A 25474-nucleotide genomic window follows, 5' to 3' on the forward strand; every position below is an offset into this window, starting at 1 on the left:
ATTCCATCCTTGAAAGAGCCGACATTTTATCTTGTTCTGCGCGCGCGGTTTGAACCCGGCCTTCTGTTGCGCGGACATATTGATAAATGACAACGTTTTAGCAAATAGCGGTGGGAGGTACTTACGTCTTTCCCGGGGAGCGCACTAGCATGGGGGCTTAGTCGCCAAGATGGCAGGAAACGCCCGCTAATATAGGCTTTCCCTGTGGCCAAAACAAGCGCGCACGCACGCTCGACTGTGGTGAGATTGACACACCTTTCCCACAATATGGGCGCCGCGCCGCATGGTGAAACGAATCGTGGGATGCTGGTGAAATTAGTGTCGTACGACTAAAAGTTGCTGGTTCACAAACGTTTAACGCGCTGCTTTCCGTGTTAGATTCTAGTCAGTTTATCAATTAGCGGAGGCATCATGAGGATAGGCATACCGGCCGAAACACGGCCTGGTGAAACACGGGTGGCAGCAACGCCCGAGACAGTCAAGAAGCTGGCAGCCAAACATCAGATCGTCGTGCAATCGGGAGCGGGCCTGCAAGCGTCGATTCCCGACGATGCGTATGCCGCCGCCGGCGCGCAGATCGGCACCGCCCAGGAAGCCTATGGCTGCGCCATCGTGCTCAAGGTGCGCGCGCCCGATGCCGATGAACGGGCCCTGATGGCCAGCGGCACGGTACTGATCGGCATGTTGAACCCGTTTGACGCGGACAATATCGTCGCCATGGCCACGGCCGGCCTGTCCGCCTTCGCGCTGGAAGCCGTGCCGCGCATCACGCGCGCGCAGTCGATGGACGTGCTGTCGTCGCAGGCGAACATCGCCGGCTACAAGGCCGTGCTGGTGGCGGCCAACACTTACCAGCGCTTCATGCCGATGCTGATGACGGCGGCCGGCACCGTCAAGGCGGCCCGCGTGCTGATCATGGGCGTGGGCGTGGCAGGGCTGCAGGCGATCGCCACGGCCAAGCGCCTGGGCGCCGTCATCGAGGCGTCCGACGTGCGCCCGCCCGTCAAGGAACAAGTGGAGTCGCTGGGCGCCAAGTTCCTCGACGTGCCTTTCCTCACGGATGAAGAAAAAGAGATCGCCAAGGGTTCGGGCGGCTATGCGCGCGCCATGCCGGCCGACTGGATGCGCCGCCAGGCCGAACTGGTGCATGAACGGGCGAAACTGGCCGACATCATCATCACCACGGCACTGATTCCCGGCCGCGCCGCGCCCGTGCTCATTTCCGAAGAAACGGTGAAGGCCATGAAACCCGGTTCCGTCATCGTCGACCTGGCCGTGGAGCAGGGCGGCAATTGCCCGCTCTCGGAACTGGGCAAGACGGTGCTCAAGCACGGCGTCTACATCGTGGGCGAACCGAATCTGGCGACCCTGGTGGCGGCCGACGCTTCGGCCCTGTATGCGCGCAACGTGCTGGACTTCTTGAAGCTCATCATCGACAAGGACGACCAGTTGCTGATCGACCGCGAGGATGAAATCATCAAGGCCAGCCTAGTGTGTGCGGGCAGCGAAATCTTACGTAAATAAGTTACAAAAACAACGCGGCACCGGGAGAGAACCACATCATGGAAATCAGTCACACCATCATTAACCTGATCATCTTCGTGCTGGCCATTTATGTCGGCTACCACGTCGTCTGGACCGTCACGCCGGCGCTGCATACGCCGCTGATGGCCGTCACCAATGCCATTTCCGCCATCATCATCGTCGGCGCCATGCTGGCGGCCGGCCTGACGCAAGGCCCGCTGGCGCAGGCGGCCGGCACCCTGGCCGTGGCCCTGGCCGCCGTCAACGTGTTTGGCGGCTTCCTCGTCACGCAGCGCATGCTCGAGATGTTCCGTAAAAAAGAACCGAAAGCCAAGCAAGGAGCAAAAGAATGAGTCACGCCATGAGCTTCGTCACCCTGAACCTGGTGACGATGATGTACCTGATCGCCTCGGTGTGCTTCATCCAGGCCTTGAAAGGCCTGTCGTCGCCCTCGACGGCGCGCCGCGGCAATGCCTTCGGCATGAGCGGCATGGCCATTGCCGCCGTCACTACCGTGGCGCTGATCCTGAAACTGAAGGAGCAGCAGGCGGGCGGCATGGGCCTGACCCTCGTCATCATCGGCATCGTCACGGGCGGCGCCATCGGCGCCTACCTGGCGAAAACCGTGGAAATGACGAAGATGCCGGAACTGGTGGCGGCCATGCATTCGCTGATCGGCCTGGCGGCCGTGTGCATCGCCGTGGCGGCCGTCTCCGAGCCGTGGGCCTTCAATATCGCCAAACAGGGCGAGGCGCTGCCCATCGGTAACCGCTTCGAGCTGTTCATCGGCACCTTTGTTGGCGCCATCACCTTCTCCGGTTCGGTGATCGCCTTCGGCAAGCTGTCGGGCAAATACAAGTTTCGCCTGTTCCAGGGCGCGCCCGTCAGCTTCAAGGGCCAGCACATGCTCAACCTGGTGCTGGCGCTGGTGATGATCGCGCTGGGCCTGGTGTTCTGCTTTGCCGACGGCGCCGAGCCGGCCTGGACGCCGTTCATCGTCATGGCCGTCATTGCCTTTGCGCTGGGCGTGCTGATCATCATCCCCATCGGCGGCGCCGACATGCCGGTGGTGGTGTCCATGCTCAACAGCTACTCGGGCTGGGCCGCGGCCGGCATCGGTTTTTCGCTGAATAACTCGATGCTGATCATCGCCGGTTCGCTCGTCGGCTCGTCCGGCGCGATCCTGTCGTACATCATGTGCAAGGCCATGAACCGCTCGTTCTTCAACGTCATCCTCGGCGGCTTCGGCGGCGATGCGCCGGCCGCCGGCGTGGCGGGCGCACAGGAACAGCGTCCCGTGAAATCGGGTTCGGCCGATGACGCCGCCTTCATCATGGGTAATGCGGAAACCGTCATCATCGTGCCCGGCTACGGCCTGGCCGTGGCGCGCGCGCAGCACTCGCTGAAAGAACTGGTGGAAAAGCTCACGCACAAGGGCGTGACCGTCAAGTATGCGATCCACCCGGTGGCGGGGCGCATGCCGGGCCACATGAACGTGCTGCTGGCCGAGGCGGAAGTGCCCTACGACCAGGTCTTCGAGATGGAAGACATCAACGGCGAATTCGGCCAGACGGACGTGGTGCTGGTGCTGGGTGCGAACGACGTGGTCAACCCGGCGGCGAAAGACCCGAAATCGTCGATCGCCGGCATGCCGATCCTGGAAGCCTACAAGGCCAAGAGCATCATCGTCAACAAGCGCTCGATGGCGTCCGGCTATGCGGGCCTGGACAACGATTTGTTCTATCAGGCGAACACGATGATGGTGTTTGGCGACGCCAAGAAGGTGATCGAGGATATGGTGAAGGCAATCGAGTAAGGCAATGCCTTGGTCAATTGAAGATGGCCCGCCTTGCGCGGGCCGTTTTTATTGGCCGGCCGCTGCCGCGACGACATGGTTGCGTCCCTGGTGCTTGGCGACATACAGGGCCTTGTCGGCATCCGACATGGCCGCATCCAGGCTGGCGCCCTGCACCAGCGGCGCCACGCCGATGCTGATGGTGACGTGCAGCGGGGAACCGTCGGGCAGCACGGTGACCGCCGCCGCCACGGCTGCGCGGATGCGTTCGGCCACCTGGTGTGCCTGCTGCAGGCTGGCGTCGGGGAACAGCAGGCCGAACTCCTCGCCGCCGAGGCGCGCCGCCACGTCGGTGATGCGTCCCGTGTCGCGCAGCGCCTGCGCCACCGTGCGCAGCACGGCGTCGCCCACGGCATGGCCATAGCGGTCGTTGATCTTCTTGAAGTGGTCGAGGTCGGCCACGCCCACGCTCAGGGCGGCGCCGCTGCGCGCCGCGCGCGCCATCGCCTGCTCGGCTTGCGCTTCATAGGCGCGCCGGTTCGGCAGCGACGTCAGCGCATCGTGCAGCGCCTGCTGTTCCAGCTGCGCCAGCAGGCTGGCGTTTTTCGCCGCCAGTTCGCGCCGTTCGCGCACGTCGAGCAAGAAGGCACCGAAATAGCGCATGCCGTCGACCACGCCCAGGTCCATCGCCTTCATTTCGATGGGAATCATTTGCGTGTCGCGGTGGCGGATGGCGAATTCGCGTATCTTGCCCAGCACGCTGGAGGTGCGCGAGCTGCGGATGTAGTTGAGCACGTGGTTGTCGTGCTGCGCGCCGACGGCGTCGGGCAGCAGGCCGTTCAGGGTCTGGCCCAGCAATTCCCCGCTGGCATAGCCCGACAGCGTTTGCATGGCGCCATTGATATAGCGGATGCGGCACTGCTCGTCGATGATGATGACGGCGTCGAGGGCGTCTTCCAGCAGGCGGGAAAAGAGGACTTCGGGAAGAGCGGCAGGCGGTGCTGCGGGCAATGCATCTGTCATGGAACGGTCGCCAAAAGCCAGGTGACAGCCATTGTCGCATCCGCGGGCCGTTTACTCCATGCCGGATCGCCCGCCTGTTTCTTTTTCGCCCGTGCCCTTTCCTTATTGCTAAGACTTAGCGGCGGCCGTACATCATCAGCTCGGCCAGCGTCTTGCGCGCAGGGGGAAATGCGTCCAGCAGGCCCAGCGACAGGCCCAGCAAGCTTTGCGTGGGCGCGTTGCCCGTGAAGATGCGCGCCATGGTGTCGGTGACGCGCACGGTCAGCCCCCGGTCGGCCTGGCGCAGGCTGGCGTAACGTTCCAACCCGGCCGGGCTGCTGTCCTGCGCCAGCACGCGGGCCAGCACGGCGGCGTCGCGCAAGCCCAGGTTCAGGCCTTGTCCCGCCACCGGATGCAGGGTTTGCGCCGCATTGCCGATGGCGACCGTGCGCGCCGTGCCGCCCGCCTGGGCGTTCAGGCCCAGCGGATAAGCCAGGCGCGGCGTCGTGTGGGTAAACCGCCCCAGGCGGCTGCCGAAGGCGGTGCCCAGGCGCGCCAGGAAGGTTACTTCGTCGAGCGCCAGCAACTGTTCCGCGCGCGTGGGCGGCACGCACCAGACCAGCGCGTAGCCGTCGTCCTGCGGCAGCAGGGCCAGCGGCCCTTCATCGGTGAAGCGCTCGTACGCGCGGTGGGCGACGGGATCGCTGGTACGCACGTGGGCAATGATGGCGCTTTGACCATAATCGCGGCTGACGGCGCGTTCCGGCTGCTGGCCGAACAGGCCGCCCTCGGCCTGCACCAGCAGGCTGGCGCGCAAGCTGGAGGCGGCGCCCGCCTGGTCGATCTGCACGCTGACGCCGTCGGCGTCTTCCACGCTGCCCGTGACCAGGGCCGGGCGCAGGCTGGCCACGCCCAGGCGTTCGCACACGTCGGCCAGCGCGCTGACGACGGCGCCGTAACGGGCCACATAACCGAGCGCCTCGACGCCATGCTCGCCGCGGTCCATCAGGCTGCGCCCGAACTTGCCGCGGCGCGAAACGTGAATCTGATGAATCGGGGTCGCTGCCACGGGCCAGGCGCCCGCTTCCTCGAGAATCTGGCGGCTGCCGTGCGACAGGGCGATGGTGCGCGGGTCGCGCCTGGCTTGGTCGAGGGATTTGGCGTCGAGCAGGGCGATGCCGGCGGCGCGGCTGCCGCGCTGCACCAGCAGGGCGGCCAGCGCCATGCCGACGGGGCCGGCGCCGCAGATGGCGAGATCGAAAGTGGACGGTGTATGCATGCGGCGGCGTTAATCCTGTGACATCAGTTGTTCGATTTCAGCGACGCCCTTGGGCGCCGTGCTGAAGACTTCGTGGCCTTGCGGCGTGACCAGCACATCGTCTTCGATGCGGATGCCGGTATGCCAGAACTGCTCCGGCACGCCCGCGCCGGGGCGCACATAGATGCCCGGTTCCACCGTCAGCACCATGCCCGGTGCCAAAGCGCGCCATGGCTTGCCGGGTGCGTCCGTGTCGCGGTAGGCGCCCACGTCGTGCACGTCCATGCCCAGCCAGTGGCTGGTGCCGTGCATGTAGAAGGGCATATACGCCTTGTCGGCGATGACGTCCTGCGCGCTGCCGCTTTTTTGCCGGTCCAGCAAACCCAGGTCCAGCATGCCTTGCGCCAGCACCTGCACGGCCGCCTCGTGGATGGCGCTGTGCGGCAAGCCGGGGCGCACCATGTCCAGCGCCGCCTGCTGCGCGGCCAGCACCAGCTCATACAGGTCCCGCTGCGCGGGGCTGAAGCGGCCGTTGACGGGCCAGGTGCGCGTGATGTCGGAGGCGTAGCCATCGAGTTCGCAGCCCGCGTCGATCAGCACCAGTTCGCCTTCTTTCAGGAGCGCGTTGTTGGCGCTGTAATGCAGGATGCAGGCATTGTCGCCGCCGGCCACGATGGAGGAATACGCGGGGAATTGCGCGCCGCTGCGCCGGAATTCATACAGCAGCTCCGCTTCCAGCGCGTATTCGTGCATGCCGGGCCGCGTGGCGCGCATGGCGCGCGCGTGGGCCGCGCTGGAAATGGCGGCCGCGCGGCGCATCAACTGCTGTTCCTGCGTGTCTTTCAGCAGGCGCATGGCGTCGAGCATGCCATGGATGTCATGCGCGATGGCGGGCGCCGTGACGCCGCTGCGGGCCTTTTGCCGCACATTGTGCCGCCAGACCTTGACCTGCGCATCGAGGCTGCCGCCCAGCGCATAGTAAATGGCGGGGACGTCGGCCAGCAGGCGCGTCATCTCCACGTCGAGTTCCTCGATGGGGAAGGCGGCGTCGAAGCCGAAGCTGGCGCGCGCCGCCTCGGGGCCGTGGCGGAAACCGTCCCAGATTTCACGCTCCGTATTCTTGGCGCGGCAAAACAGGATGGTGCGCGCGGGCGCCGTGGCGCTGGCGGCCACGAGGGCCACGGCGCTGTCGGGCTCCGTAAAGCCGCTCAGGTAATAGAAATAGCTGTCATGGCGGTACGGATAATCGCAATCGCTGTTGCGCGGCACTTCGGGCGCCGTGGCAAGGATGGCCACGCTGCCCGGCAGCATCTGCGCCAGCAGCGCCGCGCGCCGTGCCGCGTAGTTGGCCATCATGTTGCGCTGGCCTTGGCCGTGACGCCGTTGAGGGCGTCGAGCTGCGCCGGCGTGCCCACATTCGTCCACTCGCCCGGATAGACTTCGCCGCCCACGCGGCCCTGGTCCGCGTACTGGCGCAGCAAATCGCCCAGTTTGGCGTGGCTGCCGGGCGCGATGCCGTCGAACATCTCGGGACGGTACACGCCGATGTTGGCGAAGGTCCACTTGGTGTCGTCCGTATTGTTGATCGCGAACAAGGTCAGGCCGAAGTCGCCTGTGGGATGGAAGTCGGGATTGGGCACCAGGTACGTCCAGGCGATGTCGCGCTGGTCGGCCGGATACGGCGTGCCCAGCACATCCTTGTCGGCCAGCACATCGAGTACTTGCTTGAAATCAAAGTAGGGGCAATAGATGTCGCCGGAAATGGCGAGGAATGGTTCCTCGCCCAGCAGGTGGCGCGCCTGGGCGATGCCGCCCGCCGTTTCCAGCGGCGTGCTCTCGGGCGAGTACGCGATGCGCGCGCCATACGCGCTGCCGTCGCCCAGGGTTTCCTCGATCAGGTGGCCCAGGTGCGAATGGTTGATGACGATGTCCGTGATGCCGGCGCGCACCAGGTTCAGCACATGCCAGACGATCAGCGGACGGCCGCGCACTTTCAGCAGCGGTTTGGGACAGGTATCGGTAAGCGGACGCATCCGCTCACCGCGGCCTGCGGCAAAGATCATGGCTTTCATGGGTAGTCGTTTTCTGTATCGGTAAGTCGGCTGCGCGGGCACGCCGCGCAGCGGGAAGGTGCCTAGAATGTATAGCCGACTTGCGGAGTCTTGTTTTCCAATGCATCGAGCAGACGCACCAGCGGCTTGAGTTCCGTATAGCGGTTGGCCGTCTTGCGCACGTAGTCGAGCACGGTTGGCAGGTCGCCCATGTACAGATCCTTGCCGTCGCGGTAATTCAGGCGCGCGAACAGGCCGAGGATTTTCAAATGGCGCTGCAGGGCCGTGAATTCGAAATCGCGGTAGAAGGCGTCGATATCGGGATTGACTGGCAAGCCCAGCTGCTTGGCGCGCTGCCAGTAGCGGATCACCCAGTCGAGCACCAGTTCTTCGTCCCACTGGAGATACGCGTCGCGCAGCAGCGAGGCGATGTCGTAGGTGACGGGGCCAAAGACGGCGTCCTGGAAATCGAGAATGCCGGGATTGGGAATCGAGCCATCGTTGATGTGCATCAAATTGCGCGAATGGTAGTCGCGGTGCATGAACACTTGCTGCTGCGACAAGATATTCGCCGTGATGGCTTCGAAGACCTTGTCCAGCTGGGTTTGTTGCACATCCGTCAAGGTGGCGCCCAGGTGCTTGCCAATAAACCATTCCGGGAACAAATTCATTTCGCGCAGGATGAAGGCGCGGTCGAATTCGGGCAAGACGTCCGGCTGGCTGGCCAGCTGGATTTTCATCAGCGACTCGAGCGCTTCCGCGTACAGCACGCTGGCATTGTCGTGGTTCAGGGCGTCGAGGTAGGTGGTCGTGCCCAGGTCGGAGAGCAGCAGGAAGCCGTTGTCCAGGTCTTGCGCGATGATCTCGGGCACGGACACGCCGGCACCTTTCAGCAAGCCGGCCACCTTGACGAAGGCGGGCACGTTTTCGCGCTCGGGCGGCGCATCCATGGCAATCAATGTACTTCCTGGCAAGGTTGTATTGCCTGGCAGCACATCGAGACGGTAGTAGCGGCGGAAGCTCGCATCGCTGGAAGCGGGGCGGGCGGAATCGGGCGCAACGAGGTTCAGCGGGGCCAACCAGGCTTTCAACAGGGTCAGGCGAGCGTCGGCGGAGGCCGGCGCGGCAGGGGAATTGGGGGAGAATGACATTAAGCGGCCTGTGGAATCGGGTTGATGGTGCGGAGGGTAGGAGAACCCCATTGCTGGAAGCTCTCCCCCCTAAGAACCGTGCGTGCGACTTTTACCGCACACGGCTCAAGCATAATAAAAGTCCCTATGCAGGGACCGGCTTCGCAACTTGTAAATCGTTTGCGTGCACATTTATATGGCAATTTGGGTGCAATAATACGCGATTTCCAAGGGCGTCGGAACCACCTGCCACACGGTGTTCTATGTGGTGGTCATGCCATCCGGTTTCCATGTTCATCTCGTATCCACACAGAGCGCACAAGCCACGTTGGTCGAGGTAGAGCTTGGCCCACTCACGCCGGTAGGACATGTTTTTCAACATGCGTTCCTGCCGAAGGGTTTCGCCGTACAGTTCCCATTGCGGATCGTAGGGGTGATAGCCGCCCTTGATCTTCGTGTGACGCAGAATCGCTGTACCTGGTAACGAGTACAGTTCCTTCATGGCCTTATTGCCATTCTTTGTGACAACGTCCGCTGCAAACCCCCGATTTCCACTTTCGGTTGGGCGCCAGTATCGGTCGCGTATCCAACTGTCGGTTTTCTTCGGATGCCTGCGCATGGCCCAGCGACGAAGCCGCCAGTACAGCAGCGACTCCATCGTCGAAAACGCCTCCTTGGCGACTACAGGGCTGTGATATTGCGCCCAGCCCCGCAGCATGGGGTTCAGCAATCGAATGAGATTCTCCTGCTTCGCCCCGATGTTTTCGCTGACCGTCTTCCTCAGCTTTTCATAGAACGCCTTCATGTTCTTCTTACTTGGCTTGATGAGCAGTGTCCCGCAATATTTTCGGAAGTTCCACCCCAGGAAGTCGAAGCCCTCATCGATGTGCACGATCTTGGTTTTGGCACTGGACAATCGCAATCCTCTGACTGCAAGAAATGCTTCGATCCAAGGCCTGATTTCCGTCTCCAGCAGTTCCTTCGATCCACTGGTAACGACAAAATCGTCCGCATATCGCACGACACCAACTTTGAGCTTGCCTGCCTTTGACTTGCCGAATTTTGCACCGAGGTGCGCAATTAGTTCAGTCTCCAGCCCGTTCAACGTCCAATTCGCAAGGGCAGGGCTGATAATGCCGCCCTGTGGCGTTCCAGCTGTGGTTGCCATCAATTGCTTCCGGTCAACTACCCCGGATTTCAGCCATTTAGACAGGATCAACTTATCCATGAAGACATTGTCGACCAGCCATTGATGGTTGATATTGTCGAAAAAACCTTCGATATCCGCATCTAACACCCAGGTTGCCGAGACTTTCCGACAGGTCTGGAGAAAAATTTGCGACATCGCATCGGCCGTTGAGCGATTTTTGCGAAACCCGTATGAGTTGGGATCGCTTAGCGTTTCCAAGACCGGATCCAAGGCCAACAGGTGAAGTGCCTGCATCGCCCGGTCCCGCATGGTAGGGATGCCCAGTGGGCGCATCTTTCCATTTGACTTGGGAATAAAGACCCTCCGTAATGGCAGGGGCCTATAGCCTTGTTTCTTCAACTGCGCAATGGCAGCGAACTTCTGCGTTGCTGAGTCCCACAACTGCTGGTCCACGCCTGCAGTTCGTTTGCCTTGATTCTCTGTCACTCGTTTGACTGCCAGCGCTTTCGCGCTGAACGAGTGGGTTAGCCACCTTTGCAGCGCTTTCGCCCTGCGCCAGTCGCCTTCCTGTGTAGCCTTCGTTAATCGATGCTGCATGGCTCTCACGTTGCGTTGTACGAGTCGCCAGTTGATGGCGACCCATTCAGTTGGCACGTGCGAGGACGCAGAACCGGCAAGACTGCTATCGGTTACTTTCATGCTGAACCTCGTGTAGTTGTTCCGACGAGACACAGCGCACCCCGAAGGGTGAGCTGCATCCCTTCGGGGTGGTTGAAAATGATGACTGCCTGGAGCCAGTACAGTCGTATGACGACTATTACACCAGATGGAAGTGGGCACCCTTTCAGGCCGGGACAAATCTTGAATCCCTATCTGGACCATTACAGCCCGGCATTCGCTTTTTCCATCCTCCTCTACCCGCTCCCCCAAGGGCGTGCCTTGCGGTTTGCTTGCCGCTATCTCGGTTCTTTGATCGAGCGGCAGGGAATCGGGCTTACCACGTTCCCAACGATATCGACGCGACAGCTACATCGCGACTGGCTGTTTAGGGCCCATCTTTCCCCCGGTGGCTGAATGACGACGTATCCCCAGAATCCACGGAGATAACCAGCCACGTACCGTTTGGTTTAGGCCTGCCAGCAGCTTTGGCCTATTAATATTTACGAGGGTTCAAACGATGGTTCACATAACATTGCCCTTGCAGCACTCACCTAGCCCCTAGACCGCATCGCTGCTTGCAGTTTCCAGCCAGACGTTCGCACGCCGGGCTGCCGGAAAAGAATGGGGGTACGTTGTCCCTGAAGCTTTGCACCCCGCCGTTACCGGCGACGCACATTCAAGTAGGTGACAGATGGTCGTACATCCGGTCATGGCAGCAGTTGCAGAACTGAAGCATGACAAGATATCGAAGAGTTTCACTCGGGTATGACTCAGCTGAGAGAAAACCGAGTCTTGCAGAGAACTGTTGAAATATAGAAAATTGTAAGCAAATGTAAAATATCCACAAGCTTTGCAAATAAACTACAGTTTCAATGTTTTATGTAAACAAAACAGGCAAAGGCATAGCTACTCGCCGGTGATTCGGCGGGCGTATAAGACTGACAAGGCACCTTCTCGTAGCGTGTCTTGTCTTGCTAAGAATGGGTACTCCGGGGAGCCCCTCACTGTTTTATCACTGGTAAACCAGGGATTTGCCTGCGCAGTTCCTGCGCTGCTAGCCGTTACTGCTACGTTGCGACCGGGGCCAGCTACCCGAGCTTTAAGGCGTGTCGCACAGATTCCCATATAATAAGGGATTCAAATCAAAAAATCGCCTGTCAATGGTGCTTGCCCCTTCCAATTCATGAGCTGGTTTTCGGCCTCCCCCCCTTCGCAGCGCTGGGCTTTCGCCATCAGCGCGCTTGTCGCCGCCACGACGGTGCCTGTCCACGCCCAGAAAGCGCCGCGTCCGGTTCATGTGGAAGATCCCGACGCGCCCACCGTCATGACGGCGAACAGCATGAAGGGTCGCCCCGAAAGGGAGCTCAATCTCGATCAGAATGTCGTGATTGAGCGCGGAAAAACCACAAAAATGACGGCCGATACAGCTTGTTACAAACAAGTTGAAGATGAGTTCGACGCCGAGGGCCATATCAAGATGTGGCGTTTCGGCGATTACTACACGGGCGACGTCCTGAAGCTGAACATGGAGACCGGCAAGGGTTTCCTGCTCAACCCGACATACCGCTTCGAAGTGGGCGGCGGCCAGGGCAAGGCTGAGCGCGTCGACTTCATCAACCCCGATGAAGCCAATGTCATCGACGGTACCTACAGTACCTGCGAAGGGCCGAATCCGGACTGGTACCTGAAATCGAGCACCTTGAACCTCGATACGGGCCGCGACGTGGGTACCGGCAGCAAGACCATCATCTATTTCAAGGACGTGCCGATCCTGGGCACGCCGGGCATCTCGTTTTCGCTGTCGGGCGCGCGCCGCTCGGGCTGGCTGGCGCCCACGCCGGGCTTTGCCTCGAAGAACGGTTTCGAGCTGCTGATGCCGTACTACCTGAACATTGCGCCGAACCGCGACCTGACCCTGTACCCGCGCTACATCCAGCGGCGCGGCATCCAGCTCGGTGCGACGGGCCGCTACATGGGCGAGACGGATGCCGGCGTGTACCAGGGCGAAACGTCGTTTGAATTCTTGCCTAACGACAAGCAAACCAAGACCAACCGCTACATGATCAAGTCCAAGCATGAGCAGGCGCTGGCCAAGGGCTGGAGTTACAGCTGGGATTTGCGCGAGGCGTCCGACAATAATTACCCGAACGATTTTTCGAAAACCGTCGCCACCGCCACCGAGCGCCAGTTGCTGCGCGAATTGCGCACCGATTACCGCACCGAGGACTGGAGCCTGACGGCGCGCGTGCAGAATTACCAGGTGCTGCAGGATCCCGATCCCACGGCGACCGTGCCGCGCCCGTATGACCGCTTGCCGGCGGTGAACTTCCACGCTGGAAAATATGACGTCTGGGGCGGCTTCGACTGGACCTTCGACGCGGAAGCGACGCGTTTCGCCCATCCGACCCAGGTGCAAGGGTCGCGCCTCGTGGCCGTGCCGCAGGTGAGTTTCCCCATCGTGCGCCCTGGCTACTTCGTCACGCCCAAGCTGATGCTCAATGCCAGCGCATATCAGCTTGATAACGATGCCAGGACCAAGGCGCTGCTGTTCAATACGACCTCGTTTACGCGCGCCGTGCCCACTTTCTCGGTCGACAGCGGCCTGGTGTTTGAACGCGACACGAATCTGTTTGGCGCCAAGGGCGGCACGCAAACCCTGGAACCGCGCCTGTTCTATGTCTATACGCCGTACCGCGACCAGTCGCAGTTCCCGAAATTCGATACGGCCGACGGCACCTTCAACCTGACGCAAATCTTCACGGAAAACCGGTTTGTCGGCAGCGACCGCATCGGCGACGCCAACCAGGTCACGGCCGCCCTGGTATCGCGCTTCCTGCAGGCGGACGGCACGGAACGCATGCGCCTGACCTTCGGCCAGCGTTTCTATTTTGCCGACCAGCGCGTGCAACTCAATTCGACCACGCCCGTCAACCAGTCGCGTTCGGACATCCTGCTGGCCGCGACGGGCCGCGTGTCCGAGACTTGGACCGCCGACAGCCTGGTGCAGTACAATCCCAGCGATCGCCAGTTGATGAACTACAACTACACCTTGCAATATCAGCCAGGTGCCAAGAAAGTATTGAATTTCAGCAATCGTTTCCAGCGTGGGGATGCTGGTTGGCGCAATGCGGAAGTATCGACGCAATGGCCGTTGACGGACCGCCTGTATGGCGTGGGCCGCATCAGTTACTCCTTGAAGAACCGCAGCATGCTGGAAAGCCTGGTCGGCCTGGAATACAAGGGCGATTGCTGGGTGTTTCGCATGGGCGCGCAGCGTTTCGTGACGACGTCCAATACCGTTTCGACGCCGATCTTCTTCCAGCTGGAATTGACGGGCTTGTCGAATGGCCTGGGTCTGGGCGCGAATGGCTTGGAAACTTTTACAAAAACCATCCCTGGTTACCAGACACTGAGCCAGCCACTCCGTTAAGATAGGCACCGTTGCCGCCGCCGGTGTTCCCGGCGCTGGCACAAACCGGTTTTTTTATTCACCTGAACTCATGAGCGCTCTACACATTATGCGTAATGCCAGTATGCACCAACTCAAAATTGCAACGGTTTTGTTGTGCGCCATTTCCGGCGCCACGACCAGTAGTGTCTGGGCGCAACAGGCTGCGTCAGCGCCTGTCGCCAAGCCCGCCGCCGCGGCACCGGCCAAGGGGTTCACGCCGCCGGCCTCGAGCAGTGGCCAGACCATCGACTCCATCGCCGTCGTCGTCAATGACGAGGTGATTACGCGTAATGAAGTGGCGGCCCGCATCACGAGCGTGGAGCAGCGCATGAAGGCGCAGAACGTGCCCTTGCCCGATCCTGCCGACCTGCGTCGTCAATTGCTGGAGCGCATGATTGTTGAACGCGCCCAAATGCAGCTGGCCAAGGAAATGGGCGTGCGCGTGGATGACCTGACCCTGGACCGCGCGATTAGCCGTATTGCTGAACAGCAAAAAATGACGGTACAGGAACTGCGCAACCAGATGGAAAAGGAAGGCACGCCGTTTGCGACTTTCCGCGAACAAATCCGCGATGAAATCATCATGCAGCGCCTGCGCGAGCATGAAGTCGATGCCAAGATCCAGATTTCCGATTCCGAAGTGGATAACTTCCTGGAAGCGGAAAAAGCGGCCGCCAGCGAACAGGTGGAACTGAACCTGGCGCAGATTCTCGTGCGCATTCCGGAAAATTCCAGCCCCGAACAGATCGCCGCGCGCCGCGCGCGCGCCGAAGAAGTCAGCCGCCAGCTGCGCACGGGCGCCGATTTCGCCAAGATGGCCGCCACCTATTCCGATGCCAGCGATGCGCTGAGCGGCGGCGATATCGGCTGGCGCCATAGCGACCGCGTGCCGCCCCTGTTCACGGAACAGTTGCTGAAACTGAAGCCGGGCCAGATCACGCCTATCATCAAGAGCAACACCGGTTTCCATATCCTCAAGCTGGTGGACCGCCGCAGCGCGGCCGAAGCGCAAGCCGTCGCTGCCGTGCAGCAGACGCATGCCCGCCATATCTTGCTGAAAGTAACCCCGACCTTGTCGGCTGCCGAAGCCAAGCGCAAATTGCTGGAATTGAAAGAGCGTCTCGATAACAAGGCCGCCAAGTTCGAAGACCTGGCCCGCTTGTTCTCGAACGACGGTTCCGCGGCCAAGGGCGGCGACCTGGGCTGGCTGTATCCAGGCGACACCGTGCCGGAATTTGAAACGGCGATGAATGCGCTGAAACCGGGCGAAGTGAGCCAGCCGATCGAATCGAGCTTTGGCTTCCACCTGATCGAAGTGCTGGAACGCAAGAGCGATGACGTCTCGAAAGAGAAACAGCGCGCCGCCGCACGCAATGCCTTGCGCGAACGCAAGCTGGAAGAAGCGACGGAAAACTGGGCGCGCGAAGTGCGCGACCGTGCCTACGTCGAATTCCGCGCGGACGACCAGTAATGCTGCTGATTCATTGCGCATGAGTAACTTGCCCCTTGCACGCCGCCCGGCCATCGCCATCACTTGTGGCGAACCGGCCGGTGTCGGCCCGGAAATCTCCATACGCGCGGCCTGGGCCATGCGCAATGAAGTCAACTGCATCCTGCTGGGCGACGCCGCCTTCCTGGCGCTGACGGCCAGCCTGATCGACCCGGACATCCGCCTGGCGGCGCTGTCGCTGCAAGCCGTGCGCAACAGCGGCTTGCCCCAGTTCGGACCGGGCCGCCTGGCCGTGATCGATATTCCCACCGTCAACAATGTCATCCCCGGCGTGCTGGACAAGGAAAACGGGCGCTCCGTGCTCGCTACCCTGGACGCGGCCGTGGAAGGTATCCAGGCCGGCTGGTTTGGCGCCATGGTCACGGCACCCTTGCAAAAGAGCACGATCAACGACGCCGGCGTGGCCTTTTCCGGGCATACGGAATACTTGGCAGAAAAAACCGATACGCCGCAGGTGGTGATGATGCTGGCCGGCGAACCCGGCCATGGCGAACCTACCCTGCGCGTGGCGCTGGCCACCACGCATCTGCCCTTGAAGGACGTGTCCGCCGCCATCACCCTGGACAGCCTGGCTGTCACCCTGGACATTATCCAGCGCGACCTGCAACAGAAATTCGGCATCGCCGCGCCACGCATCCTGGTAACCGGCCTGAACCCGCACGCGGGCGAGGGCGGCTACCTGGGACGCGAGGAAATCGATGTCATCGCTCCGGCGATTGCCGCGGCGCAAGCGCGCGGCATCGATGCGCGCGGACCGTATCCGGCCGACACCTTGTTCCAGCACAAATACCTGGCCGATGCCGATTGCGTGCTGGCCATGTACCACGACCAGGGCTTGCCCGTGCTGAAATACGCGACCTTCGGGCGCGGCATCAATGTCACGCTGGGCTTGCCGCTGATCCGCACCTCGGTCGACCATGGCACGGCGCTGGACCTGGCCGCGCAAGGGCTGGGGCTGGCCGATTGCCACAGCATGGAGCAAGCCCTGCAAACGGCGCTCGCCATGCTGCGCGCCAGCACCCGCGCCTGACCGCCCACCGGTTTTACCCCGCTACACCGCCTCTAGAATAGAAAAACAGAATATGAAACACGTTGCCCGCAAACGCTTTGGCCAGAACTTCCTGCATGACCGCTTCGTCCTCGACGACATCACGGCCGCCATCGCGCCGCAGGCGGACGATGCCATGGTCGAGATCGGTCCCGGCCTGGGCGCCATGACGGAGCAGCTGCTGCGCCATTTGAAACAGATGCATGTGGTCGAGCTGGACCGCGACCTGATCGTGCGCCTGGAAAAGACCTTCAATCCGGCCAAGCTGACGATCCACTCGGGCGATGCGCTGAAGTTTGATTTCGCGCAAATTCCCGTGCCGGCCGGCCAGAAGCTGCGTATCGTGGGTAACTTGCCGTACAACATCTCCAGCCCGCTGCTGTTCCACCTGGCGGACTTCGCGCCGCTGGTGCAGGACCAGCATTTCATGCTGCAAAAGGAAGTCGTCGAGCGCATGGTGGCCGAACCGGGCAGCAAGGCGTATGGCCGCTTGTCCGTGATGCTGCAATGGCGCTATGACATGTCGCTGCTGTTCATCGTGCCGCCGACGGCCTTCGACCCGCCGCCGAAAGTGGAATCGGCCATCGTGCGCATGATCCCCGTGGCCGAGCGCCTGGCGTGCGACCAGGCGACCCTGGAAGCGGTGGTCATGAAGGCCTTCTCGCAGCGCCGCAAGGTGATCCGCAACTGCCTGGCCGGGATGTTTACGGAAGAACAGATCAAGGCGGCCGGCATCGACCCGACCCTGCGTCCGGAAACCGTGGGCCTGGAGCAATATGTTGCCCTGGCGAACTTGCTGAAGGCGCCGGCCTAAGCCCCCGGTTTAACTCAAAACCACTGGTCGACCTGCTGCAGATCTTGCCGCAACGCTGAAAAGCAATCGTCGACATGGTGGTTGCGGCTGATTTCATTGCGCCGCATCAAGGCGATCTTGCGCTTGCACGTAGGCTGGCGCAGCGGCGCCACGTGCAAGTCCTCGTCGTTGAGGAAGGTCGTGTACAGGCTGGGCATGATGCCCACGGCGATGCCGGCGCGCACTACGCCATACAGCGACTCGCTGTGGATCATCTGGTACAGGCTCGACGGGCTCAAGCCATGCTGGCGCAGGGCGCTCGAGGCGAACTCCCAGATGCTGCCCTTGGTAAACACGACGATTTCCTGCCCCGCAAGCTGTTCCCAGCGCACTTCCTTGAGCGGCGCCAGCGCATGGCGTCCCGCCGTCACCAGCACCAGCTCGTCCTCGAACAGGCCCACGCTTTCCAGCGACACGGAGCCGGGCACCTCGATGCCCACGCAAAAGTCCAGCTGGCCCGAATGCAGCGCGTGCAGCAAGCCATCGTTGGGCATGTCCGACAGGACGATTTCCACTTCATCGCCATGTTGCTCGCAGTAGCGCGCCACCACCACGGCCGTCATCGCCATGGCCGAGGGGATGGCGCCGATGCGGATGCGGTGGCGGCCGCTGCCGATGGCGCGCTGGATGTCGGCAAAGGTATTGCTCGCCGTATTCAATAAATGCGTGGCGTAATCGAGCGCCAGCTTGCCTTCGCGCGTCAGTTCCAGCTGGTGGGTTGTGCGGTTAAACAACTTTTTTCCCAGTTGATTTTCCAGCAGCTTGATCGACGCGCTGAGGGCCGGCTGGGTCACGCACAATTCCTGTGCAGCCTTGCTGAAGCTGTTTACCCGGGCTAAGGTGGCAAACGCTTGCAAATGTCGTAAGGAAATCTTCTTGCTCAACTCATGCATGGTTTTGCTTATTAGAAAAAGTAATGGATTTATAAAAATAAACAAATTTTCTTATCCCGCAATTTACCATATTCTGGACTGGTCTTTACTTGTCTTGAATGCAACAATATTCGGGAGAAGAGCCTGGAATGCGGCGCCGGCACTCGCGGCGGTGCGCCAGGCAAGGGACGCATCAATAAAATAATTCCAAAAAAACTCAGGGTTTATTCTTTTTAGGGCGGCGGCGATGAACAAATGGATGACTGGAACGATGGTAGTTGGGGGCTTGCTGGCGGCGCAGGGCGCGGCGCAGGCGCAAAGCAGCGTGCAAGTGTATGGCTTGCTGTCGGCCGGTATCGGCTATGTATCGGATGAGGGTAACGGCAGCCGCACGCATGCGCTGAGCGGTACGAATCAGAATCCCCGCATCGGTTTCCGCGGCCAGGAAGACCTGGGCAACGGCACCAAGGCCATCTTCGCGCTGGAAAACGGTTTTAACGTCATGACGGGCACGGCTTCGCAAAGCGGCCGTCTGTTCGGTCGCCAGTCGTATGTGGGCCTGTCGAGCAACGACAAGGGCACCCTGACCCTGGGCCGCCAGTACGAAGCCGTCAAGGACTTGCTGGGTCCTGTGGTCATCGCCAGTAACGGCGTGCACATTGGCGACAACGACAATGGCTACAACAACCTGCGCGTGCAAAATGCCGTCAAGTACGTCAGCCCGAACATCAGCAACCTGTCGTTTACGGGTTTGTACGGTTTCAGCGAAAATCCGGCAGATTCCAACCGCAACCGCGTCTACAGCATGGGCGCCGGCTACAAGGTCGATGCCTTCAGCTGGGCCGTCGCCTACACCAAGATGGATCGCCCGAACAGCCCGGACGCGCCGAATGGCGCCATCGGCAATGACTATGGCAGTTCCCTGTTGATCTTCAACAAGAGCGCCGTCAAGGGCGCGGGCGTGGACAGCCAGGCCATCGCCGGCACGGGAGGCTTTTATAATGTGGGCAGGACCAAGTTCGGCGCGTTGTACACCAACGTGCGCTACCACTACCTGGATCAAAGCAACCTGACCCTGCAAAACGTGGACTTGAACGTGAACCACAAGCTGACGGAAGCGTTGAACCTGGGCGCGTCGTATTTCTTTACCACTGGTAAATATGACGTGATCAACAAGACGCCGAAATGGCATCAGGTCAACTTCCAGGCCGATTACTTCCTGTCCAAGCGCACCGATGTCGCCATCACCTGGAGCTACCAGAAAGCGGCCGGCGATGCGACGTTCGCGCGCGTGTTCGGCTTCGGCGCCTCGGGCGGCAAGACGCAAAGCGTGCTGATCGTCGGCATGCGACATTATTTCTGAGTCTGATTCATCTTTACAGGCGCTGTCCCGCAGCGCCGTCCCCTGAAAGGAAGCATCTTGAAAAAGCACCTCATGTTGGCGTTGAGCCTAGGCTTGCTGGCCAACGCCGCCCACGCGGAAAAACGCGAGCTGGTCATTTCGGCCTACCCGATTGCCCAGCCCTTGTTCATGAAGTATGTGTACGAGCCGTTCAAGGCCAAATGCGGTTGCGATATCAAGGTGGAAACGGGGAATAATGCGGACCGCATCGCCAAGCTGGTGGTGCACAGCAAGAACCCGGTGATCGACCTGGTCTTGCTGTCCGATTCCGGCATGCTGGAAGCGGCGCAAAAGGGCGTGATCCAGCCCATGGATTACTCCAAGCTGAGCAATTACAAGGCGCTGTACGACGTGGCGAAAAACCCCATTGGCGGCAATTTCGCCGTCGGCTACACCCTGTATTCGGTCGGCCTGGTGTACCGCAGCGACAAGATCGCCCCGCTGACGTCCTGGAAGGACCTGTGGCGCCCCGAACTGAAGGGCCGCGTGGCCTTCCCCGACGTGAGCACCACGCAGGGCCCGTTGATGCTGCGCATGGCCGATGCGGCCTGGGGCGGCAAGACGGACGACTACGCCACCGGCTTTGCGAAGATCGTCGGCATGAAGGGCAACGTCGTCACGTTCTCGAAAAACAGCGCGCAGTTGGCCGCCCTGTTCGCCCAGGATGAAATCTGGGCCGCGCCCGTGGCGCGCTTCACCTGGTCGCAAATGCTCAAGACGGGCCTGCCCCTGAAATGGAGCATCCCGGCCGAAGGCCAGGCGGCCGGCATGAACGTGATGGGCATCGTTGCCGGCTCGAAGAATGCGGACCTGGCGTACCAGCTGATGGATTTCTGGCTGTCCAAGGAAGTGCAGACGCAGCTGGCGACCAACCTGGTCGATTCGCCCGTCAACAAGGACGTGCGCCTGTCGGTGGCCGCCGCGCAATTCAACACCTATGGCGCCGACCAGATCAATTCGCTGAAATTCGTCAAACCGGAAACCATCATCAAGCAGCGCAGCAACTGGATGACGCAGTGGAACAAGGCCATGAGCAAATAGTGGTGACGAGGAGAAAACACCATGTTTGCTGATCCAAAAAAGCGCCTGGGACTGCTGCTGGTCCTGCCGGCGCTGATCTTTATCGTTGTCTGCTTCCTGTTGCCCGTGCTGGCCTTGCTGGTCGACGCCTTCCGCGTCGGCGACGGCATGCAGTGGGGCGTGGACCGCTTCGTCGAATTCTTTTCGCAAGAGTTCAACCGCACCATCTTCTGGCGCACGCTGCGCATCGCCGCGCTGGTGACGCTCGCTTCCATCATCCTCGGCTACCCGGCCGCGCAAGCCGTGGCGCGCGTGTCGCCGAAGTGGCGCGGCCTGGTGGTGGGCATGATGATCTTGCCGCTGATGGTCTCGCCGATCGCGCGTACCTACGCCTGGATCGTGCTGCTGGGCCGCAATGGCGCCGTCAACGCGGCGCTGGTCAACATGGGCTTGACGGAAGAGCCGCTGCGCCTGCTGTTCAGCGAGTTCGCCGTGTTTGTCGGCCTGCTGCAACTGCTGCTGCCGCTGATGCTGATGTCGCTGGCGGGCGCGCTGGAAAACCTGCCGCGCGACGTGGAACCGGCTGCCGCCACCCTGGGCGCCAATCCATGGCAAGTATTCTGCAAGGTCACCCTGCCGCTGACGCAGGAAGGCCTGGTTGTCGGCGGCACCCTGGTGTTTACGGGCTGCGTGACGGCCTATGTGACGCCGGCGCTGCTGGGCGGCACCAAGGTGCTGATGCTGGAAACCCTGCTGTACCAAAAGGTCAGCGTGGAGAGCGATTTCGGCGCGGCGAACGTCATCGCCGTCATCCTCGTCTGCATGACCTTGCTGGTGAATGCCGGCCTTAAACGTATTTCCTCGAGCCGGAGTTCCGTATGAAAGAAAGCCTGTTTTCACGTGCCGTTTTATGGCTGGTATTCCTGTTCCTGCTGGGGCCTTTCGCCATCGTCGTGCTGGCCGGTTTTTCCGGCGGCGAAACCCTGGCGTTTCCGCCCGAGTCGTATTCGCTGCGCTGGATTCTTGAAGTGTGGTCGGCGCCCGAGTTCCGCCGCGCCTTCCAGACCAGCCTGGAAATCGGCCTGATCGCCACCGTCATCGCGCTGTTGCTGGGCATACCCGTCGCGTATGCATTTTCGCGCATGCCGCCGCCGGGCATCGGCGCCATCCGGCAGATACTGACGTCGCCGCTGATCATTCCCGCCATCCTCGTGGGCCTGGGCTTGCTGCACCACCTGGTGCTGACCATCAATGCGCCCGTCTACGTGGGCCTCTTGATCGGCCATATCGCGCTGCTGATTCCGTACTCGGTGCGCGTCGTGTACGCCAGCCTGGTGAACCTGCGCGTCGATATCGAGGATGCCGCCATCACGCTGGGCGCGTCGCGTTTGCGCGCGTTCTTCATGATCGTGCTGCCGAATATCCGCAACGCCGTGATCGCCGCCTTCTTCCTCGCCTTCGTCACCTCGTTCAACCAGGTGCCCGTCTCGCTGTTCTTGACGGGCCCGGGCATCAGCACCTTGCCGATCGAGATGCTGGGGCATATGGAAAACAGCTTCGACCCGTCGATCGCTGCCCTGTCGACCTTGCTGGTCTTGTTCACCATGGCCTTCGTGATGGTGACCGAGAAGGTGCTGGGCATTTCTAAATACATGTAAGAGGCAACACACCATGAGTTATCTGGAACTGCACAAGCTGAACCTCGGCTACGCCAAGAACACGACGTCCGTGAAAGACCTGGACCTGCACGTCGAGCAGGGCGAGCTGATTTCCCTGCTGGGCCCCAGCGGCTGCGGCAAGACCACCACCATGCGCGCCATCGCCGGCCTGATGCCGCTGCAGTCGGGCCGCATCGTGCTCGACGGCCGCGAAATCGGCAAGCTGGCGCCGAACAAGCGCAATATCGGCATGGTCTTCCAGTCGTACGCGCTGTTCCCGCACTTGAATGTATACGACAACATCGCTTTCGGTTTGCGCTTGCGCAAGGTCGCGCCAGCTTTGCTGAAAACGAAGGTGGAAGCGGTGATCGCCGCCGTCGGCCTGACGGGTTTTGAAACGCGCCTGCCGGCGCAGATGTCCGGTGGCCAGCAGCAGCGCGTGGCGTTGGCGCGCGCCATCGTCGTCGAGCCGGCCCTGCTGCTGCTCGACGAGCCGCTGTCGAACCTGGACGCCAAGCTGCGCGTGCAGATGCGCGCCGAACTGCGCCGTATCCAGCGCGAGCTGGGCATCACCATGCTGTATGTCACGCACGATCAGGAAGAAGCGCTGGCCCTGTCCGACCGCATCGTCGTCATGAATGGCGGGCGCATCGAGCAATTGGCCGCGCCGGAAGCCGTCTTCAATACGCCGTCGACGCGCTTCGTGGCCAACTTCATGGGCTTCGAGAACCTGTTCGACTACCGCGACGGCGCGCTGCACCACGCGGGCGCCAGCCTGCCGTACACGTCGCCCGTCGCGGCCGGCACCACGGTGCTGGGCTGGCGTCCGGACAAGGTGCGCGTCTGCGCGCCCGACGACGCGGCGGGCCAGTATCCGGGTACCGTGCTGGCACGGGGCTTCCTGGGCGACACCGTCGAATACCTGCTGCAAACGCCGCTGGGCCAGGTCAAGGGTATTTGCGCGGCCGGTGGCGCCGCCTGGCGCGAAGGCACGGCCGTCTCCTTCGTGCTGCCGTCCGACAGCGCCCTGTGGCTGGGCGCGTAATTTCTTACTGGAAAGCATCATGACCCAATCCTTGAAAAAGATCTGGCTCGATACCGATCCCGGTTTCGACGACTGGCTGACGATGTTGCTCTTGGGCAGCAATCCCGATATCGAGTGGCTGGGCGTGAGCGTGGTGGCGGGCAATGCGCCCGTCGATATCACCTACGACAACGCCTTGCGCATCAAGGCCCATGATGGCTTGACGGTGCCGATTTACCGCGGCTGCGAAGAGCCGCTGGCCGGCGTCATCGAAACGGCGCAGCGCATCCTCGGCGACAGCGGCATGCCGACGACGGGCGAGATCCTGCCGCCCGGCGCCGCCACGGATGCTGCCGGCCACGCCGTCGACGCGCTGATCGCCGCCGTGCGCCAGTATCCTGGCCAGATCACCATCATGGCGATTGCGCCGATGACCAACCTGGCGACAGCCTTGAGCCGCGCGCCGGACATCGCGGAAAAAATCGTCGAAATCATCCTGATGGGCGGCTCGACCGACCAGGGCAACCACACGGCGGCGGCGGAATTCAATATCTATGCGGATCCGGAAGCGGCCGCCCAGGTCTTCCAGGCCGGCATCCCGCTGCGCATGTTCGGCTTGAACCTGTGCCGCCAGCTGCTGGTGACGAACGTGGAAGTGGAACGCCTGCGCGCCATCGGCACGCCGCGCGCGCAGCGTCTGGCCGGCTACCTGGAAGCGTATGTACGCATCCGCAGTGCCGACGGTTCCGTGCCCATGCCCATGTACGACCCCGTGGTGGCCCTGTACCTGGAAGCGCCGCAGCTGTTCCAGTTCCAGAGCGCCCACGTGGCCATCGAATTGACGGGCGAACTGACGCGCGGCATGACGGTGTGCGAGTTCCGCGTGCCGCGCCGCGCACCCATCAACACGCAAGTGGCGATGCTGGCCGACGGCCCGGCCGCCATCGAGCGCCTGATGCGCCGCCTGGCCGCCATTCTCGTCTGACCCACTTCACTACGAAACGAGCTTCATGTCTAATTCACCCCTGAGCATCGAACAGTTTTTACGCGCCATGCCGAAAGTGGAGCTGCATTGCCACCTGTTCGGCACGGTGCGGCAAGCCACTTTCCGTGCGCTGGCCGCCAAGACGGGCAATGTCGTCACTCCCGAGGAAATCGACGCGTTTTACACGCGCGGCGACAAGCCCGTCGGCGTGCTGCGCGTGCTGCGCGCGCTCGACGCGCACCTGATCGTCTCGCCGACGGACCTGTATTGCCTCGCCTACGAATACCTGGAAGACGTGCATGGCCACGGCGTGCGCTACGCGGAATTCTTTTGGAACCCTACCGGCACCGTGCGCGTGTCGGGCATCCGCTATGACGCGGCGCAAGACGCCATCGTGGCCGCCATCCGCGACGCGCAGCGCGATTTCGGCGTGATCGGCCGCCTGATCCCCAGCATCGACCGCGAAGCGAGTCCCGCCGAAGCCGTGCAGATGGTGGAATGGATGAAGGCTTACCGCGCGCCGGAAGTCATCGGCATCGGCATCGATTACCGCGAAAACGACCGCCCGCCAGAACTCTTCATCGAAGCCTACCGCGCTGCGCGCGAGGCCGGCTTCAAGTGCACGGCGCACGCGGGCGAATTCGGCATGCCGTGGATGAACGTGGAGACGGCCATCGAGCAGTTGCAGGTGGACCGGGTCGACCATGGCTACACGATTGTTGATAATCCTCAATTGGCGCAGCGCTGCGTGGAGCGCGGCCTCGTATTTACGGTCGTGCCGACCAATTCCTACTATCTGCGCACCCTGGCGCCCGAGCGCTGGGCACTCGACCACCCGATCCGCGCCATGGCCAAGCTGGGCCTGAAACTGCATCCGAATACGGACGACCCGACCCTGCACCACGTGACGCCGACGGGCGCCTGGATGATGATGCGCGAATTCGGTTTCGGCCTCGATGACATGCGCGGCTTCATGCTCAATGGCCTCGACGCGGCCTGGATAGCCGAATCCACGCGGCGCGACTGGCGCGCGGAATTTGCGCGTGAATTCGACGCGCTGCGCGCCCGGCTCGTCGAGTAA

21 protein-coding genes are annotated in these 25474 nt (G+C 61.8%); 14 read left to right on the forward strand and 7 right to left on the reverse strand.

What is annotated here, in order from left to right; genetic code table 11:
* Window positions 1–411 precede the first annotated feature (411 nt).
* The 3 genes from CLU94_RS15455 to CLU94_RS15465 are packed head-to-tail and all read left to right on the forward strand — an operon-like array spanning window position 412 to window position 3340.
* Window positions 412–1524, forward strand: a complete 1113-nt coding sequence (locus CLU94_RS15455; protein ID WP_099666244.1) for a Re/Si-specific NAD(P)(+) transhydrogenase subunit alpha — start codon at window positions 412–414, stop codon at window positions 1522–1524.
* Window positions 1525–1562: 38 nt separating this feature from the next.
* The gene (locus CLU94_RS15460; protein ID WP_034778841.1) at window positions 1563–1877 is read left to right on the forward strand and encodes an NAD(P) transhydrogenase subunit alpha; all 315 of its coding nucleotides are present in this window, start codon (window positions 1563–1565) and stop codon (window positions 1875–1877) included.
* A gap of 8 nt (window positions 1878–1885) precedes the next feature.
* On the forward strand, window positions 1886–3340 hold the full coding sequence (locus CLU94_RS15465) for an NAD(P)(+) transhydrogenase (Re/Si-specific) subunit beta (protein WP_099666245.1): 1455 nt from the start codon (window positions 1886–1888) through the stop codon (window positions 3338–3340).
* A gap of 48 nt (window positions 3341–3388) precedes the next feature.
* Here CLU94_RS15465 and CLU94_RS15470 read toward each other — a convergent pair whose 3' ends face one another.
* The 6 genes from CLU94_RS15470 to ltrA form a co-directional block, all read right to left on the reverse strand.
* Window positions 3389–4342, reverse strand: a complete 954-nt coding sequence (locus tag CLU94_RS15470; protein ID WP_099666246.1) for a GGDEF domain-containing protein — start codon at window positions 4340–4342, stop codon at window positions 3389–3391.
* A gap of 115 nt (window positions 4343–4457) precedes the next feature.
* Window positions 4458–5600: a UbiH/UbiF/VisC/COQ6 family ubiquinone biosynthesis hydroxylase gene (locus CLU94_RS15475; RefSeq protein ID WP_099666247.1), complete on the reverse strand. Its 1143-nt coding sequence runs from the start codon at window positions 5598–5600 to the stop codon at window positions 4458–4460.
* 9 nt (window positions 5601–5609) lie between these two features.
* Entirely contained in the window at window positions 5610–6932 is a 1323-nt protein-coding gene (pepP, locus tag CLU94_RS15480; RefSeq protein WP_180278827.1) for a Xaa-Pro aminopeptidase, read from the reverse strand.
* Entirely contained in the window at window positions 6932–7651 is a 720-nt protein-coding gene (murU, locus tag CLU94_RS15485; protein ID WP_099666249.1) for an N-acetylmuramate alpha-1-phosphate uridylyltransferase MurU, read from the reverse strand. The genes pepP and murU overlap by 1 nt, the downstream gene beginning before the upstream one ends.
* A 62-nt stretch (window positions 7652–7713) precedes the next feature.
* Window positions 7714–8781, reverse strand: a complete 1068-nt coding sequence (locus CLU94_RS15490; protein ID WP_099666250.1) for an aminoglycoside phosphotransferase family protein — start codon at window positions 8779–8781, stop codon at window positions 7714–7716.
* A 124-nt stretch (window positions 8782–8905) separates the two neighbouring features.
* Window positions 8906–10609: a group II intron reverse transcriptase/maturase gene (ltrA, locus tag CLU94_RS15495; RefSeq protein WP_099666251.1), complete on the reverse strand. Its 1704-nt coding sequence runs from the start codon at window positions 10607–10609 to the stop codon at window positions 8906–8908.
* A 1144-nt stretch (window positions 10610–11753) separates the two neighbouring features.
* On the opposite strand from ltrA, the gene CLU94_RS15500 reads away from it, so the two are divergent.
* The 4 genes from CLU94_RS15500 (at window position 11754) to rsmA (ending at window position 17393) form a co-directional block, all read left to right on the forward strand.
* Window positions 11754–14000, forward strand: a complete 2247-nt coding sequence (locus CLU94_RS15500; RefSeq protein ID WP_099666252.1) for an LPS-assembly protein LptD — start codon at window positions 11754–11756, stop codon at window positions 13998–14000.
* 88 nt (window positions 14001–14088) lie between these two features.
* Window positions 14089–15492, forward strand: a complete 1404-nt coding sequence (locus CLU94_RS15505) for a peptidylprolyl isomerase (protein WP_099666253.1) — start codon at window positions 14089–14091, stop codon at window positions 15490–15492.
* 19 nt (window positions 15493–15511) lie between these two features.
* Window positions 15512–16561 (forward strand): 4-hydroxythreonine-4-phosphate dehydrogenase PdxA, encoded by a 1050-nt coding sequence (pdxA, locus tag CLU94_RS15510; protein ID WP_099666254.1) that lies wholly within the window; start codon window positions 15512–15514, stop codon window positions 16559–16561.
* Between the two features lie 52 nt (window positions 16562–16613).
* Complete coding sequence (rsmA, locus tag CLU94_RS15515; RefSeq protein ID WP_076573213.1) at window positions 16614–17393, forward strand: 16S rRNA (adenine(1518)-N(6)/adenine(1519)-N(6))-dimethyltransferase RsmA; 780 nt, start codon at window positions 16614–16616, stop codon at window positions 17391–17393.
* Window positions 17394–17407: 14 nt separating this feature from the next.
* On the opposite strand, the gene CLU94_RS15520 is transcribed toward rsmA, so the two are convergent.
* Complete coding sequence (locus tag CLU94_RS15520) at window positions 17408–18325, reverse strand: LysR family transcriptional regulator (protein ID WP_034778821.1); 918 nt, start codon at window positions 18323–18325, stop codon at window positions 17408–17410.
* A 238-nt stretch (window positions 18326–18563) separates the two neighbouring features.
* Between CLU94_RS15520 and CLU94_RS15525 the strand changes: the two genes are divergently transcribed.
* Genes CLU94_RS15525 through CLU94_RS15555 form a run of 7 tightly spaced genes read left to right on the forward strand, consistent with a single transcriptional unit; the run spans window position 18564 to window position 25474 of the window.
* Window positions 18564–19667, forward strand: a complete 1104-nt coding sequence (locus tag CLU94_RS15525; protein WP_099666255.1) for a porin — start codon at window positions 18564–18566, stop codon at window positions 19665–19667.
* Between the two features lie 57 nt (window positions 19668–19724).
* Window positions 19725–20747: an ABC transporter substrate-binding protein gene (locus tag CLU94_RS15530; protein WP_257218825.1), complete on the forward strand. Its 1023-nt coding sequence runs from the start codon at window positions 19725–19727 to the stop codon at window positions 20745–20747.
* Between the two features lie 21 nt (window positions 20748–20768).
* Window positions 20769–21608: an ABC transporter permease gene (locus tag CLU94_RS15535; protein WP_099666257.1), complete on the forward strand. Its 840-nt coding sequence runs from the start codon at window positions 20769–20771 to the stop codon at window positions 21606–21608.
* The gene (locus CLU94_RS15540) at window positions 21605–22384 is read left to right on the forward strand and encodes an ABC transporter permease (RefSeq protein ID WP_035822719.1); all 780 of its coding nucleotides are present in this window, start codon (window positions 21605–21607) and stop codon (window positions 22382–22384) included. The genes CLU94_RS15535 and CLU94_RS15540 overlap by 4 nt, the downstream gene beginning before the upstream one ends.
* Before the next feature lie 13 nt (window positions 22385–22397).
* Entirely contained in the window at window positions 22398–23429 is a 1032-nt protein-coding gene (locus CLU94_RS15545) for an ABC transporter ATP-binding protein (RefSeq protein ID WP_099666258.1), read from the forward strand.
* 19 nt (window positions 23430–23448) lie between these two features.
* On the forward strand, window positions 23449–24393 hold the full coding sequence (locus CLU94_RS15550; protein WP_257218826.1) for a nucleoside hydrolase: 945 nt from the start codon (window positions 23449–23451) through the stop codon (window positions 24391–24393).
* A gap of 25 nt (window positions 24394–24418) precedes the next feature.
* Entirely contained in the window at window positions 24419–25474 is a 1056-nt protein-coding gene (locus CLU94_RS15555; protein WP_099666259.1) for an adenosine deaminase family protein, read from the forward strand.

This window comes from Janthinobacterium sp. 13, assembly GCF_002749695.1.
In the GTDB taxonomy this organism is placed as follows: Bacteria; Pseudomonadota; Gammaproteobacteria; order Burkholderiales; family Burkholderiaceae_D; genus Janthinobacterium; species Janthinobacterium kumbetense.